This is a genomic window from Streptomyces sp. BK79 (genome assembly GCF_044142145.1).
In the GTDB taxonomy this organism is placed as follows: Bacteria; Actinomycetota; Actinomycetes; order Streptomycetales; family Streptomycetaceae; genus Streptomyces.
Genome location: NZ_JBHVOC010000050.1, coordinates 1 through 17,330, shown reverse-complemented (window position 1 = coordinate 17,330; position 17,330 = coordinate 1). Strand labels below are relative to the sequence as shown.

Below are 17,330 nucleotides of genomic sequence, written 5' to 3'. Positions count from 1 at the left end.
CGTTCTCCAGCAGCGGGACGACCTCGTCCTCGGACGCCTCCAGCGCCACCATCACCCCACCGGCCGGAAGCTCCTGCATCAACCGGCCACGTGCCTCCACCAGCACACACGCGTCGTCCAGCGACAGCACACCCGCCACGTGAGCGGCCGCTATCTCCCCCACCGAGTGGCCGGCGACGACGTCGGGCACGACACCCCACGACTCCCACAGCCGGAACAGCGCCACTTCGAAGGCGAACAACACCCGCTGAGCGACGCCCGTTCCTTCCAACACAGCGGCGTCCGTACCGAAGAACTCCTCACGCACCTCCAGCCGATCGAGCACGTCGTCCAGCACCCGCGCGAACACCGGGAACCGCTCATACAACCCACGCCCCATACCCACCCGCTGCGCACCCTGCCCAGCGAACAGGAACCCCCAACCACCCACCGCCGCACGGCCCGTCACCACCCCGGCAACAGACTCACCCGCCTCCAACGCCTGAAGTCCCCGCCGGAGTTCAGCGTCATCACCGGCCACGACCACCGCCCGGTGCTCCAGCACCGCACGCGTCGTCGCCACCGCATGACCCAGCACCGCCACCGGAACATCCCCCGCCAACGGCACCAGCCGGCCCGCCTGCGCCCGCAAAGCCACCTCACTCGCAGCGGACAACACCACCGGCACCGGCCCCGACCACTCCAGCGCAGCACCCTCCGCCACAACCGCAGGCCCTTGTTCCAGAATCACGTGCGCGTTGGTCCCGCTGATCCCGAACGACGACACACCCGCCCGCCGAGGACGATCCCCCTCAGGCCACGGCATCTGCTCCGTCAGCAGCCGCACCCCACCCGCGGACCAGTCGACGTGTGGCGACGGCTCATCCACGTGAAGCGTGGCCGGCAGCACCCCGTGCCGCATCGCCATCACCATCTTGATGACACCCGCCACACCCGCGGCCGCCTGCGTATGACCCAGATTCGACTTCACCGAACCCAGCAACAACGGCCGCTCCACCTCACGACCCTGCCCATACGTCGCCAGCAACGCCTGCGCCTCGATCGGATCACCCAGCTTCGTGCCCGTCCCGTGGGCCTCCACCGCGTCCACCTCGGACGGCTCCAACCCCGCACTCGCCAACGCCCGCCGAATCACCCGCTGCTGCGACGGACCATTCGGCGCCGTCAAACCATTCGACGCCCCGTCCTGATTCACCGCCGAACCCCGCACCACCGCCAACACCCGATGACCGTTGCGACGGGCATCCGACAGACGCTCCACCAACAGCACACCCACACCCTCGGAGGAGCCGAAGCCGTCCGCCGAGGCCGAGAAGGCCTTGCAGCGGCCGTCCGGCGCCAGGCCCCGCTGGCGGCTGAACTCCACGAACATGTCCGGCGTCGACATCACCACCACGCCGCCGGCGAGAGCGAGCGAGCACTCGCCCTGCCGCAGTGACTGCACCGCCAGGTGCAGTGCCACCAGCGACGACGAGCACGCCGTGTCCAGTGTCACCGCGGGGCCTTCGAGGCCGAAGGTGTACGCCACCCGGCCGGACGTCACACTCGCGGTGTTGCCCGTGACGATGTAGCCCTCCAGCTCGGCGGGCGGACGGGCGAGGCGCGACGCGTAGTCCTGGTAGGTCGCGCCGACGAAGACGCCGGTGTCGCTGCCGCGCAGCGAGGTCGGCGGGATCCCGGCCCGTTCGAAGACCTCCCAGGTGGTCTCCAGCAGCAGCCGCTGCTGCGGGTCCATCGCCAGCGCCTCACGCGGCGAGATGTCGAAGAGCGTGGGGTCGAAGTCGGCTGCGTCGTGGAGGAACCCGCCTGCCCGGGGGTAGAAGGTGCCCGGCGTGGCGGGGTCGGGGTCATGGCGGCCCGCGATGTCCCAGCCCCGGTCCGTGGGGAAGTCGGTGATCGCGTCCCGTCCCTCTTCGACCAGTCGCCACAGGTCCTCGGGTGAGCGCACGCCGCCTGGGTAGCGGCAGCTCATCCCCACGATCGCGATGGGCTCGGCCCCGGGGTTCTCGAGCTCGGCCACGCGCAGGCGCGTCTCCTGCAACTCGCGTGTGACCCGCCGCAGGTAGTCGCGGAGCTGTTCCTCGGTCGCCATGGTCAGGACACCCCCAGGTCGTTGTCGATCAGGTCGAACAGTTCCTCGTCGCTGGAGTCTCCGAGGCCGTCTCGGGCGGCGCGGTCGGAGTCGGTCCACTTGTCCAGGAGCAGGCGCAGCCGCCGGCGTACGTGGTCGCGTTCCTGTGCGTCGACCGGCAGCTCCGCCAGCCGTTCGAGGTGCATCACCATGGATCCCGTGGCCGTGGGCGCCGAGGGCGCCGCCGTCTCGGCGGTCGCCAGCCGTTCGCCCAGGTGGGCGGCGAGTGCCGCCGGGGTCGGGTGGTCGAACACGGCGGTGGCGGACAGCGTCAGGCCGGTGGCCGAACCGAGCCTGTTGCGGAGTTCCACGGCGAGCACCGAGTCGAATCCGGCCAGTTGGAACGTCCGGTCGGGCGTGACGGCTCCCGGGTCGTCGTATCCGAGGACTGCGGCGACGTGTGTACGCACCAAGTCGACGAGGAGACGCTCGCGTTGCGCGCCGCTCGCGGCGGTGAGCCGCGTGAGCAGCGGGTCCTCCTCCGTGCGGGCGTCGCCGTCGACCGGTGCGAGGAACCGTTGGACGTCGGGGATCTCCCGCAGCAGCGGGCTCGGGCGCAGGGCCGTGAACGCCGTGTGGAAACGGTCCCAGTCGATGTCGGCGAGCACGGGTGCCGGCTCCTGGGTGGTCAGGGCCCGGTGCAGTGCGGCGAGGGCCTGGTCAGGGTCCATCTCGGGCAGGCCGTGCCGTCGCAGCACGCTGGAGACGGTGCCCTGCGCCATGCCGCCCCCGGCCCAGGCGCCCCAGGCGACGGAGGTGGCCGCGAGGCCGGCGGCGCGGCGCTGCAGCGCGAGGGCGTCGAGGTAGGCGTTGGCGGGTGCGTAGTTGCTCTGTCCCGGCAGGCCGAGGGTGCCCCCGAGGGAGGAGAACAGGACGAAGGCGTCCAGGTCGGGGCCGGTGAGTTCGTGGAGATGGCGGGCGCCGTCGGCCTTGACCCGCAGGACGCGGTCGACCTGGTCGACGGTGAGGGTGTCGAGTGCCGCGTCGTCGAGCAGCGCCGCGGTGTGGAAGACGGAGCGCAGGGGCCGTTCGGCCGGGATGGTGCCGATCAGGTCCGCCAGCGCGTCGCGGTCGGTGATGTCGCAGGCGGCCACCGTGACGTCGGCGCCCAGGGCGCGGACACGGGCTTGCAGGGCGGCGGCCTCGGGTGCCGCCGTGCCGCTGCGGCTGACGAGCAGCAGGTGTTCGGCGCCTTGTCCGGCCAGCCAGGTGGCGAGTTGTGCGCCGAGGGCGCCGGTGCCGCCGGTGACGAGCACGGTGCCGCTGGGCCGCCAGGTGGTGTCGGGCCGGGTCGGCGGTGCGGGTTCCGCCCTGAGCAGTCGGCGGACGTAGAGCCCGGAGCTGCGGACGGCCACCTGGTCCTCGCCGGTTTCACCGGTCCCGGAGGCCCCGGGGGTCCCGGAGGCCCCGGACGTCCCGGAGGTAAGGCCGGTGAGGCCGCCGGTCCCGCCGGTCCCGCTGGGACCGGTGAGGGCGGCGACGAGGCGTCGCCGTGCCCGGTCGTCCACGGTCGCGGGCAGGTCGATCAGGCCGCCCCACCGATCGGGCTGCTCCAGTCCGGCTATCCGTCCCAGACCCCACACGAGGGCCTGCGCGGTGCTGATGAGCGGGTCCGAGGCGCCGGTGCTCACGGCGCCCCGGGTGAGGCACCACAGCGGGACCGCCGTCTCGGTCCCGGCGAGGGTCTGGACGAGGGCGATCGTCTGGGCATACCCGTTGGGAACTGCAGGGTGGTCGGCATGTGGCTGTTCGTCCAGGGCGAGCAGGGACAGCACGCCCGTCGCGTGCTCCGCCCGCGCGGCCAGGGCCTGCCGGTCCAGGTCACCGGGTGGTACGGCCACCGTGTCGACGTGCGCTCCGGCGCGGGTCAGGGCCTCGCCCACGCCGGCGACCCACGGGTCCTCCGCCTGCCGGCCGGAGTGGACGACCAGCCAGTCGCCGGTCAGCCGGCCGGGCCGGGCATCGGCGGGCCGCCAGGCGATGCGGTACCGCCAGCCGTCGGTCTCGTCCTGGGTCCTGCGGGTGCCGCGCCAGGCGGACAGCAGGGCCATCGCGGCGTCCAGCGTGGCGCGGTCGTAGCGGGTGTCACCGGTGAGGACACCGGCCAGGGCATCCGGGTCGTTGTCCTCGACGGCAGCCCAGAGCACCGCGTCGTCGTCGGCGGGGGCGACCGCCGGGGGCGGCGCGTCGAGCCAGTAACGCTGCCGCTGGAAGGGGTACGTGGGCAGCGGTACGGCGCGGCAGCCCAGCCCGCTGAAGGCGGCCGTCCAGTCGACGGGTACGCCGCGGACGTGCACCTCGGCGAGGGACGTGAAGAAACGCTGGAGGCCGCCGTCGTCCCGGCGCAACGAACCGACCACCACACCGATGCCACTGCCCCTGCCACTGCCACTGCCGCTGCCACGGCCGCTGTCACTGCCGTCGCCGTCACCGCCGCCGTCGAGGATGTCCCGCACGGGGACGGTCGTCACGGGGTGCGGGCTGATCTCGACGAACGTGGTGGAGCCGGCGGCGGCCAGGTCGGCGACCGTGTCGGCGAACCGGACGGTCCGGCGGAGGTTGCGGACCCAGTAGTCGGCGTCCAGCGTGGCCGTGTCCACCAGGCGTCCCTCGACCGTGGAGTGGAACGGGACCTGCGCCGGCCTGGGGACGATGGGGCGCAGCACGTCGAGCAACTCGTCCCTGATCGCGTCCACTTGGGGAGAGTGCGACGCGTAGTCGACGGGGATGCGCCGGGCCCGTACACCTTCGGCCACGCACCGGGCCACGAACGCGTCGAGTGCCGTGGGCGTGCCGGAGATCACCACGGAGGCGGGGCCGTTGACCGCCGCGACGCTGATCTCCTCACCGAAACCGGCGGCGCGGGCCCGTACGTCCTCCACGGGCAGCGGAACGGACGCCATGCCCCCCGCACCGGACAGGGCGACCAGCGCCCGGCTGCGCAGGGTGACCACGCGGGCCGCGTCGTCGAGGGACAGCGCGCCCGCCGCGTAGGCGGCGGCTATCTCGCCCTGCGAATGGCCCACCACCGCGGTGGGCCGGACGCCGTGCGCGCGCCACAGGCGCACCAGGCCGGCCATCATGGCGAAGAGCGCCGGCTGGACGACGTCGACCCGGTCCAGGGACGGCGCCGAGGGGCGGCCCCGCAGGACGTCGGTCAGCGACCAGTCGACGTACGGGGCCATGGCCTGCGCGCACGCCTCGATCTCGGCGCGGAACACGTCGGAGGTGTCGAGCAGCGCCGCGCCCATGCCGGTCCACTGTGCGCCCTGGCCGGGGAAGACGAACACGGTTCCGCCGTCGGTGTCGGCGAGGCCCCGGACCAGTCCGGGCGCGGTGTCACCGTGCGCGAGCGCGTTCAGGGCGCGGTCGCGGGCGTCGGCCGTGGCCGCCACGACGACGGCCCGGTGCTCGAACAGGGATCGGGTGGTCGCGAGCGAGTAGGCGGTGTCGGCGGGGCGCGCGCCGCGCGTCCCGCTCTGCGCGGCCGCCTGTGCGCGCAGGGCGGGTTCGGTCCGGGCGGACAGGATCCAGGGCAGCGGGGGGTGCGCGGCCGGTGCCGAGTCGTACCCGTGATCCGGCACCTGGCCGTGCTGGTGATCGGGTTGGGGATCGAGGTGGTGATCGGGGTGGTGATCGGGCTGGTGGTCCGGCTCCACCGGGGCCTGTTCGATCACGACGTGGGCGTTCGTGCCGCTGATGCCGAAGGAGGAGACACCGGCCCGCCGGGGGCCGTCGTCCGGCGTCCACGGTGTCGTCTCGGTCAGCAGCCGCACCGTCCCGGCCGACCAGTCCACGTGCGGCGACGGTTCGTCCACGTGCAGCGTCTTCGGCAGTGTTCCGGCGCGCAGGGCGAGCACCATCTTGATGACGCCGGCGACGCCCGCCGCGGCCTGGGTGTGGCCGATGTTGGACTTGACCGAGCCCAGCCACAGCGGCCGCTCACGCTCCCGGCCGTAGGTGGCGAGCAACGCTTCCGCCTCGATGGGGTCGCCCAGGGCCGTGCCCGTGCCGTGGGCCTCGACCGCGTCGACGTCGCCCGGACGGAGCCCGGCGGCGCTCAGTGCGGCGCGGATCACCCGTTGTTGCGCCGGCCCGTTGGGCGCGGTCAGCCCGTTGGAGGCGCCGTCCTGGTTGGTGGCCGATCCTCGTACCACGGCGAGCACCGGGTGACCGTTGCGCCGTGCGTCGGACAGCCGCTCGACCAGGAGCACTCCGGCGCCCTCGGCGGCTCCCATCCCGTCGGCCGTGGCGGCGAACGCCTTGCTGCGGCCGTCGGGAGCCAGGCCCCGCTGCCGGCTGAACTCGATGAAGAGCTTCGGGGTCGACATGACGGTCACGCCGCCGGCCAGCGCCAGCGAGCACTCGCCCTGCCGCAGCGCCTGGCAGGCCAGGTGCAGCGCCACCAGCGACGACGAGCACGCCGTGTCGACGCTGACCGCGGGGCCCTCCAGGCCGAGGGTGTAGGAGATCCGGCCGGAGGCGACGCTCGCCGCGCTGCCGTTGCCGAGGTGTGCCTCGAACTCCTCGGGTGACTGCTGGAAGCGGGACGCGTAGTCGTTGTACATCAGGCCGGTGAACACGCCGGTGCGACTGCGTCGCAGCGCCAGCGGGTCGATCCCGGCCCGTTCGACCGCCTCCCAGGAGGTCTCCAGGAGCAGCCGCTGCTGCGGATCGACGGAGAGCGCCTCGCGGGGGCTGAGGCCGAAGAACTCCGGGTCGAAGTCGGCGGCGTCGTACAGGAACCCGCCCGCTCTGGTGTAGCTGTGACCGGCGCGGTCCGGGTCGGGGTCGTACAGCGCGTCGAGGTCCCAGCCCCGGTCGGCGGGGAGTTCGGAGATCGCGTCGTCGCCGCGCAGCAGCAGGTCCCACAGGTCTTCGGGGGAACGCACGCCTCCCGGGAAGCGGCAGGCCATGCCGATGATGGCGATGGGTTCGTCGGCCGGGGCGGTGCCGGCCGGCGGCTGGTCGGCGGCGTCCGTGGTGCCGTACAGCGCCGTGTTCAGGTGGGCGACGAGGGCCGCGGGGGTGGGGTGGTCGAAGAGCAGCGCGGCGGGCAGTCGCAGGCCGGTGGCCCGGGCGAGCCGGTTGCGCAGTCCCAGTGAGGTGAGCGAGTCGAAGCCGGCGTCGGTGAACGTCCGGTCGAGGTCGATCGCGCCGGGCGAGTCGTGCCCGACCACGGCCGCGGCGTGGTGCCGTACGAGTGTCGTCAGCGCGTCGGTCCGGTCGGCCGCGGACAGTGCGGCGAGGCGGTCGGCGGCCGGCTCGGCAGCGCGGGCCGCCGGGTCGTGCCGGCGCGGCTCGCGGACGAGGCCGCGCAGCATCGCGGGTACGGATGCGGGTGGGACCGCGACCGCGGACGTGGCCGCGGGTACGGATCCGGATGCGGCGGCTACGGGTTCGGTTTCCGGAGTGGTGGACGTGGACCAGGCGGAGGTGTCGAGCCGGGCGGGTACCAGCGTCGGACCGTGGGCCGGCCAGGCCGCGTCGAACAGCTCCAGCGCCTCGTCGGTGTCGAGCGCGACGACGCCCGGCGCGGTCCGCCGCAGGTCGTCGAGGTGGCCTGTCAGTCCGCTGGGCGCGGCCCACAGTCCCCAGGCGAGCGACACGGCGGGCAAGCCCTGGTGCGTGCGGTGCGCGGCGAGCGCGTCGAGGAACGTGTTGGCGCCCGCGTAGTTGCCCTGGCCCGCGTTGCCGAGCACGCCCATCACGGACGAGAACAGCACGAACGCGTCGAGGTCTCCGGTGAGTTCGTGCAGGTGCCAGGCGGCGTCGGCCTTCGGCCGGAGGACGGTGTCGAGCCGGTCCGTGGTCAGGGTGGGGATGGTCGCGTCGTCGAGCACACCCGCCGCGTGCACGACAGCGGTGAGGGGGTGGTCCTCCGGCACGGTGGCCAGCAGGGCCGCCAGCGCGTCACGGTCGGCGACGTCGCACGCGGCGATGGTCACGTCGGCGCCCAGACCGGTCAGGTCGGCGGCGAGGGCGGCCGCTCCTTCGGCGCGTCGGCCGCTGCGGCTGGCCAGGAGCAACCGGCGTACGCCGTGCCGCGCGACGAGGTGCCGCGCGATCGTGCTGCCGAGGGCACCGGGCGCGCCCGTGACCAGGACGGTGCCCTGGGTGGGGCCGTGCGGGCGCGGCGCGCCCGGTCGGGCACCTGGTGCCGCCAGGTCGGTGTCGCCGCGCACCGGGGCCAGTCGCGGTACGAGCACGGTGTCCGCGCGGATCGCGAGCTGGGGCTCGCCGGAGGCGAGCGCGGCCGCGACGGCGGAGGTTCCCAGCGCGGACGAGGCGGGGGCGTCGGTGTCCAGCAGGACGAACCTGTCGGGGTTCTCGGTCTGCGCCGAGCGTACGAGTCCCCAGACGGGGGCCTCCGCGACATGGGAGACGGCGTCGTCCGGGCCGGTGGAGACGGCGTCGTGGGTCACCAAGACCAGCCGCACCTCGGCCAGGCGGTCGTCGGCCAACCAGTCCTGGAGCAGGGTGAGGACCCGGCCGGTGACGGCATGGGCCCGGGCGACAGTGCCGACGGCACCCGCCCCCACCGCATCCGGCCCCACGGCCAGGCACGGTGCGAACACCACCTCGGGCAGGACGGGCTCCGCCGTCAGGGCGGCCAGGTCGGGGTAGGCGGGGAGGTCCGTGTGCGCGGTGCCCAGGACGGCCCACCGGCCGCGCGGTGCGTCCGTCCCGGCCAGCGGCGTCCACCGCACCCGGTACAGCGCATCCCCGTGCGCGGCGGTGGCGGGCCGCATCACCAGCGAGTCGACGGTCAGGACGAGCGCGCCGGTGTCGTCGTACGCGCTCAGGGCCGTCGTGGACGGTCCCGCCGGGGACAGTCGCACGCGCAGCGAGGTGGCACCGCCGCGGTGCAACCGCACGCCGCTCCACGAGAACGGCAGCAGGCCGGTCCCGCCGTCGGCCAGGGAGCGCAGTTCGAGGGCGTGCAGCGCGGCGTCCAGCAGCGCCGGGTGCAGGTCGAATCCCGCCGCGTCGCTCACGCGCACCTCGGCGAACAGTTCCTCGCCGCGACCGCGCAGCCGGTGCAGCCCCTGGAAGGCAGGGCCGTACGCGAACCCGCCGCCGGCCAGTCGCTCGTAGGCCCCGGTCAGGTCGATGTCCTCGAGGCCGGCGAGGTCCTGCGGGTCCGAGGGCCACGGGAGTGCGGCGCCGGTCTCGTCGGCGGGCGTCAGGGTCGCGGAGGCGTGACGGGTCCAGGACCGGTCGCCGTCCTGCCGCGCCAACAGGGTGAAGGAGCTGCCGGCGGAGTCCTCCGACGGGCGCACGACGATCCGCACGGCCACCGCGCCGTCGGCGGGCAGCGGCAGCGGCGCCTCGATGGCGAGGTCGGCGACCTGGCCGTTTCCGGTGCGGTCCGCAGCCCACAGGGCGAGGCCGAGGTAGGCGGTGCCCGCGAGCAGCGGCGCGCCTCCCACCTCGTGGTCGGCCAGCCAGGGCTGGGAGCGCAGGGACAGCCGGCCGGTGAACACCGCGGTACGGTCGTCCGCCAGGTCCACGGCGGCGTCCAGCAGCGGGTGGTCCGCGATGTCGAGGCCGAACCGGGTCGCGTCCTCGGCCCCGCCGGTCGGCGCCACCCAGTACCGGTCGCGCTCGAACGGGTAGGTCGGCAGGTCGGTCCGGCGCGCGCCGGATCCGGCGAACACGGCGTCCCAGCGCACGGGCAGGCCGTGGACGAACGCCTCGGCCATCGAGGTCAGCAGCTGGTACGGCCCCGAGGCGTCGCGGCGCAGGGTGCCGACCGCGACGGCGTCGGCCTCCGCCGCGTCGGCGGTCTCCTGGACGGCCGGCGACAGCACCGGATGCGGGCTGACCTCGATGAAGCAGGTCGTGCCGGCGTCGAGCAGCCCGCGCACCACCGGTTCGAAGAGCACCTGCTCCCGCAGGTTCCGGTACCAGTAGTCGGCGTCGAGCAGCGTGGTGTCCAGGAGCCCGCCGGTGGTGGTGGAGTGGAACGGCACCTCGGCGGCCCTCGGTTCGACCGGCGCGAGGTCGGCCAGCAGCCGGTCGCGGATCTCCTCGACCTGCGGCGAGTGCGAGGCGTAGTCCACGGGGACACGGCGGGCTCGTTCGTCCCGTTCCAGGAGGGCGTCGAGCGCCTCGGGCGGGCCCGAGACGACCGTCGAGCGCGGGCCGTTGAGCGCCGCGACCGACAGCCCGTCGAGGTCGATCTCGTGCACGGGCCGCGGCACGGCCACCATGCCGCCGAGTCCGGACAGGGCCAGCAGCGCCCGGCTGCGCAGGGCGACGACGCGGGCGCCGTCGTCGAGGGACAGCGCCCCCGCGACACAGGCGGCGGCGATCTCGCCCTGGCTGTGTCCCGCGACGGCGGTGGGCTCGACACCGTACGCACGCCAGACCTCGGCCAGCGACACCATGACGGCCCACAGCACCGGTTGGACGACGTCGACCCGCTGCTGCAGGGCGGCGTCCGACAGCGCGTCCGGCAGCGACCAGTCCACGAAGGGACGCAGCGCCTCGGCGCACTCGGTCATCCGGGCGGCGAACACCGGGGAGGTCACGAGCAGGTCGGCCGCCATGCCCACCCATTGGGCGCCCTGGCCGGGGAAGACGAAGGCGGCCGCCGCGTCGGGCACGGCACGGCTCACGATGACGCCGTCGGACAGTCCCGCCAGCAGTTCCGCGCGGTCGGCGCCGACCACCACCGCACGGTGTTCGAGCACTTGGCGGCCGGTGGCCAGGGTGTAGCCGACGTCGACGGGGTCGGCGCCCGCGGTGGTGACGGCCGAGACCAGCCGTGCGGCCTGGGCGCGCACCGTGCTGGCCGTCCTGGCCGACAGCACCCACGGCACCGCGGCGAGGGGGGCCGGCGGCGCGGCGTCCGGTTCCGGTACGGCGGTGACGTCCTCCAGGATCACGTGGGCGTTCGTTCCGCTGATCCCGAACGAGGACACGGCGGCCCGCCGGGCACGGTCGTGTCGCGGCCAGACCAGCGGCTCGGTGAGCAGCCGTACCTCGCCGGCGGACCAGTCCACGTGCGGCGACGGTTCGTCCACGTGCAGGGTGCGGGGCAGGGTGCCGTGCCGCATCGCCAGCACCATCTTGATGACGCCCGCCACACCGGCGGCCGCCTGCGTGTGTCCGATGTTGGACTTCAACGACCCGAGCCAGAGCGGACGGTCCTCGTCCCGGCCCCGACCGTACGTGGCGAGGAGGGCCTCGGCCTCGACCGGGTCGCCCAGCCGGGTGCCGGTCCCGTGTGCCTCCACCGCGTCCACCTCGGACGGCTCCAGCCGCGCGCTCGCCAGCGCCTGCTCGATGACCCGGCGCTGCGACGCGCCGTTGGGCGCGGTGAGGCCGTTGGAGGCGCCGTCCGAGTTGACGCCGGAACCGCGTACGACGGCCAGCACCGGGTGCCCGTGGCGCCGGGCGTCGGACAGCCGCTCCAGGAGCAGCACGCCCGCGCCCTCGGCCCAGGCCGTGCCGTCCGCGGCCGCCGCGAACGGCTTGCAGCGCCCGTCGGGGGCGAGTCCTCGCTGGCGGCTGAACTCGACGAACATGCCGGGTCCGGCCATGACGCTGACCCCGCCGGCGAGGGCGACGCCGCACTCGCCCTGCCGCAGCGCCTGGCAGGCCAGGTGCAGCGCGACCAGGGACGACGAGCACGCGGTGTCGACGGTGATCGCCGGTCCCTCGAAACCGAAGGTGTAGGCGATTCTGCCGGACGCGACGCTGCCCGTGGTGCCGGTCAGGACGTGGCCTTCGAGTCCGTTCCGTGCCTGGTGCAGCCGTGGGCCGTACTCCTGCGGTGTCGCGCCCACGAAGACGCCGACCGGCTTGCCGCGCAGGGTCGACGCGTCGATGCCCGCGCGTTCGAACACCTCCCAGGACGTCTCCAGCAGCAGTCGCTGCTGCGGGTCCATCGCCAGCGCCTCACGCGGGGTGATCCCGAAGGCCGCGGGGTCGAACGCCCCGGCGTCGTACAGGAATCCGCCCGAGCGCACGTAGGTCGTTCCCTCGTGGTCCGGGTCGGGGTGGTACAGCTCGTCGAGGTCCCAGCCGCGGTCGGCGGGGAACGGCCCTACGGCGTCGGCGCCCGCCGCGACCAGGTCCCACAGCTCCTCGGGGGAGGTCACACCGCCGGGGAGTCTGCAGCTCATGGCCACGATGGCGATCGGATCGCCGGCCCCGTCCGCCGGACCCGACGACGCGACGGCGCCGGAGGCGGTGTTCACGTCGGCGCCCCGGCCCCCGTCCGACTCCGCGTCCGCGTCCACTTCCACCTCTACGTCCACCTGACCGAGCACGTACGCGGCCAGGCGCGCCGGTGTCGGATGCTCGAAGAGGACGCTCGGGGACAGGGTGAGCCCGGTGAGGGAGTTCACCCGGTCGAGCAACTCGACGCCGGCCAGGGAGTTGAGTCCGAGAGCGTGGAAGGTGAGCTCGGGGTCGACGGCCTGTGCGCCCCGGGCGCCCATGACGTGGGCGGCCTGCGCGCGCACGAGATCGAGCACCTGCCGCCCGCGCGCCGGCCCTGCCGTGCCCGCCGTACCCGCCGTACCCGCCGGTCGCCGCAGCGGCCGCACGGACTCGTCGGCGCGCTCGCCTCCTTCCAGGGCGGCGGACCTGCTGTCGCGCGTGATCCAGTACCGGTCCCGCTGGAAGGCGTAGGTCGGCAGCCTCAGCCGGCGCGGCGCCCAGGGTTCGTACACCGTCGCCCAGTCGACCGGCACACCACGCACGTGCAGCTCACCGAGCGTGCTGAGGAGGGACTCCGCTTCGTCCCAGCCTCGACGCAGCGAGGCGAACGCCGGCGAGGAAACCGTCTCGCGGCTCAGTCCGGCGAGCGTCCCGTCCGGCCCGATCTCGACGAACGTCTCCACACCCTCGGCATGCAGCGAACGCACCGCGTCGGCGAACCGCACCTCACGCCGCACCTGCTCCACCCAGTACTCCGCCGTGGCGATCTCCCCCACCACCGGCCCACCAGACACCGTCGACACAAAGCGCAGCCGCTCCGGAACCCGGAACGACAACCCGGACACCACCTCACGGAAGGCATCCAGCATCGGCTCCATCAACGGCGAATGAAACGCATGACTGACCTTCAGCCGCCGCGAACGCCGCCCCGGCAGAGCAGCAACCACCTGCTCCACCGCATCCGCCTCACCCGACACGACCACGGACGTAGGCCCGTTCACCGCCGCCAGGGACGCACCCGCCACGTTCTCCAGCAGCGGAGTGACCTCCTCCTCGGACGCCTCCAGCGCCACCATCACCCCACCGGCCGGAAGCTCCTGCATCAACCGGCCACGCGCCCCCACCAGCACACACGCGTCCTCCAGCGAGAGCACGCCCGCCACATGAGCAGCCGCTACCTCCCCCACCGAATGACCCGCCACCGCATCCGGCACCACACCCCACGACTCCCACAACCGGAACAACGCCACCTCGAACGCGAACAACACCCGCTGAGCGACACCCGTCCCCTCCCACACCACCGCATCCGCACCGAAGAACTCCTCACGCACCCCCAAACGCTCCAGCACCTCATCCAGCACCCGCGCGAACACCGGGAACCGCTCATACAACCCACGCCCCATACCCACCCGCTGCGCACCCTGCCCAGCGAACAGGAAGCCGACCCGGCCCGCCGTCCCCGACGTGCCCGCGACCAGTGCGGGATCGATGCGGTCGTGCGCGACGCCTTCGAGCCTGTCGAGGAGTTCGTCCCGGCCGGCGGCGAGCAGGAAGCAGCGGTGCTCGTGGGCGGTGCGGGTGGTGGCCAGGGAGAAGCCGACATCGGCGGGACGGAGGTCGGGCCGGTCGGACAGGTACGCCAGCAGTCGCTCGGCCTGGGCCCGCCGAGCCGTCGCCGTCCGCCCGGAGATCAGGATCGGCACGGCGGTGTGGTCGGCCGGCGTCCGCGGGGGCGGCGTCGGCCTGGTGGGCGGCTCCGACACCACCACGTGGCAGTTGGTGCCGCCCATGCCGAAGGAGCTGACTCCCGCGCACAGAGGACGCGTGGGGTCGGGCCACGGGCCGAGGTCCCGCCGCACCTCCAGGCGCAGGTCGTCGAACGGGATGGCGGGGTTGGGCGTGTGGAAGTTGAGGCTGGCCGGGATCTCCCGGTGGCGTAACGCGAGGGCCGTCTTCACCAGCCCGGCGAGGCCGGCCGCGCCCTCCAGGTGGCCGATGTTCGTCTTGACGGAGCCGACGGCCAGCGGCGGCCGTGTCCCGTCCCGCGCGGAGCCGATCGCCGCGCCGAGACCGGACGCCTCGACTGGGTCGCCGACCGCGGTGCCGGTGCCGTGCAGTTCGACGTACTGGACCTCCGCGGCGGTCACCCCGGCCCGGCGCTGGGCGGCCCGAACGACGGCGGCCTGGGCCGACGCGCTCGGTACGGTGAGGCCGTCGGTGGCTCCGTCGTTGTTCACGGCGCTGCCGCGGATCACGCAGTGGACGGGGTCGTCGTCGGCGATAGCCGCGGCCAGCGGCTTGAGCAGCACGACGCAGCCGCCCTCCCCGCGGACGAAGCCGTTGGCGCGCGCGTCGAAGACGTGACACTCCCCGTCCGGTGACAGCCCGCCGAACGCGGCCGCCGTGCGGGTGCTGTCCGGCACGAGCATCAGGTTGACGCCGACGGCCAGTGCGACATCCGACTCGCCCTTGCGCAGGCTCTCGCAGGCCAGGTGCACGGCCACCAGGGACGAGGACTGCCCGGTGTCGACGGTGAGGCTGGGTCCGTGCAGACCGAGGGCGTAGGAGACGCGGTTGGCGATGATGCCGCGGTGCAGCCCGGCCATGGTGTGCTGGGTGATCGCGTCGTCGCCGGACGTGTGGGTGAGGGTCGTGTAGTCGTCCCACATCGCGCCGACGAAGACGCCGGTGTCGGTGCCGCGCAACCGTGCGGGCAGGACGGCCGCGTCCTCGATCGCCTCGACGCACAGTTCCAGGACCAGCCGTTGCCGGGGGTCCATCGCGGCGGCCTCGCGGGGTGTGATGCCGAAGTACGACGCGTCGAACTCGTCGACGGAGTCGAGGAAACCGCCCCGCTGGGGCGTGCCCCAGCGATCCGACGTGCCGATGGCGCTGCGGCCCTCCCGCAGCAGTGTCCAGAGGGTCTCGGGGTCCTTCGCTCCGGGCAGCCGGCAGGAGATGCCGATGACGGCGACGGAATCCTGTACGGGGTCGTGGCTCGGCATGCTCTCGTCTGTCCCCCGTGTCCCCCGCGTCCCCCGTGCCCTCTGCATCCCGTGCGCCCCCTGGGTCCCCTGAGTCTCCTGCGTTCCCGGCGTTTGCTGCGTCCCCTGCGTTCCCGGCTTTCCCGGCGTCCTCTTGGTGCGCATTGCGGGCGGGTTGGTGCGCCTTCCGGGCGTCCTCATCGCGTGCCGCCCGCGGATTCCCGCAGAACGGCGGAGACAGGCTGATCGGGTTCGGCCAGCAGGGCCTCCAGCGCGGTGACCAGGCGGCGCAGCAGACCTTCGATCGTGGACCGGTCGAACAGCGACCGCCGGAACAGCGCGTGGGCCGTGACGTCGTCGCCGTCCTCCATGAGCGTCACCTCCAGGTCCATCCGCACCGACACCCGCCCGTGGTCGAAGCTCTCCAGTCGGGTGCCGGCCAGCGAAGGCGTGCCGTGCGGGGTGTTGACCAGCTGGAACATGACCTGGACCAGGCCGTGCGGGTCGTCGCCGAAGCGCTCCGCGAGCAGGTGGAAGGGCATGTCCTGCCGGGCGAACGCTCCGGTGGCCGTCTCCCGGGTCCGTGCCAGCGCCTCGCGGAAGGTGGGGTCGCCGGACACGTCGGTGCGCAGGACGAGCATGTTGGCGAAGCCGCCGACCAGGTGCTCCAGTTCGGCGCGGGTCCGGCCGGCGACCGGGGAGCCGACCGCCACGTCGGGACGGCCCGTCTCGTCGGCCAGGACGACGGTGAAGGCGGCGAGCAGGGTCATGAACAGCGTGGCGTCGGCCTCGGCGCCCCGTTCCCGGGCCGCGCGGACCAGTTCCGGACCGAGGGGCAGGCTCACCGAGCCGCCCTCGGGGTCGGGGACATTGGTGCGGGGCCGGTCGGTGGGCAGGGCGAGGGGTGTCGGGCAGCCCGCCAGCCGCCGGGTCCAGTACTCCCACTGGTCGCGCAGCGTGTCCCCGGTGAGCCATGCGCGCTGCCAGACGGCGAAGTCGGCGTACTGGACGGGCAGTTCGGGCAGTCGTGGTTCGGCGCCGCCGGTGACGTCGGCCGCGTAGACGCTGGAGATCTCGTGCCAGAGGACATCCTGCGACCAGGCGTCGGTGGCCATGTGGTGCGTGGTCAGGGCGATGACGTGGTCGTGCGGGTCGAGGCGCAGGAGCCTGACGCGCACAACGGGCCCGTTGACGAGGTCGAAGGGCCGGCGCGCCTCGTCGGCGACGAGTGCCCGCGCCGCGGACTCCCGTTCGGCGGGCGTCGCGCCGGGCACGGGCTCGGCGGTGAGGACCACCGGCTGGGCGGGGCGGACGTGCTGGGTCGGTGCGGCGGCGTCCGGAGAGATCGTGGTCCGCAGAGTTTCGTGCCTGCCGATCAGCGAGGAGACGGCCCGGCTCAGGGCGTCGACATCGAGCGGTCCGCGGGCCCGCATGACGAACGGCACGTTCCACAGGTGGCTGTCGGGGTGGGCGCGCGCGAGTGCCAGGTATCCCTCCTGCGCGAAGGACAGCGGAGGGTCGGTGTCCCGTACGGCGGGTACGAGCGCGTGGCGGGCCGCGGCGGCGGAGTCGCCGGTCGTGCGCAGGACGGCCGCCAGGCTCCGCGGGGTGCGCAGCCGGAACAGGTCCGCGAGTGGTACGGAGACACCGGTCGCGGCTTCGATACGGACGGCTGCCTGGGCGGCGAGGAGGGAGTGCCCGCCGAGCGCGAAGAAGTCGTCGTCGACACCGATCCGCTCGACGCCGAAGACCTCGGCGAAGACGTCGCACACGGCTTGCTGCTCGGGCGTTCGCGGGGCGGTGTGTTCGGTGTCGGTGGTGTCGCTCCCGGGCGCCGGGAGGGCTCGGCGGTCGATCTTGCCGGTGGAGGTCAGCGGGAACGCGGTCAGGGTGACGAACGCGGAGGGCACGAGGTAGTCGGGCAGGGCGTCCGCCAGGTGGGCGCGCAGGGCGCCGGTGTCGGGGCGCGTGTCGTCGTGGGGGATGACGTAGGCGACGAGTCGCCGGTGGCCCGGCTGGTCCTCCCTGGCCACGACGGC

Annotated in this window: 3 protein-coding genes; all 3 read right to left on the bottom strand. The window is 73.8% G+C overall.

Features of this window, described 5'->3' with window-relative positions; genetic code table 11:
• Nucleotides 1-2,092 (bottom strand): type I polyketide synthase (locus tag ACFIF2_RS35365; protein ID WP_395577396.1); only part of this gene is annotated, 2,092 nt, incomplete at its 3' end.
• A gap of 2 nt (nucleotides 2,093-2,094) precedes the next feature.
• Nucleotides 2,095-15,312 (bottom strand): type I polyketide synthase, encoded by a 13,218-nt coding sequence (locus tag ACFIF2_RS35360; protein WP_395577395.1) that lies wholly within the window; start codon nucleotides 15,310-15,312, stop codon nucleotides 2,095-2,097.
• A gap of 176 nt (nucleotides 15,313-15,488) precedes the next feature.
• A partial coding sequence (locus tag ACFIF2_RS35355; protein ID WP_395577394.1) for a condensation domain-containing protein occupies nucleotides 15,489-17,330 on the bottom strand: 1,842 nt, incomplete at its 5' end.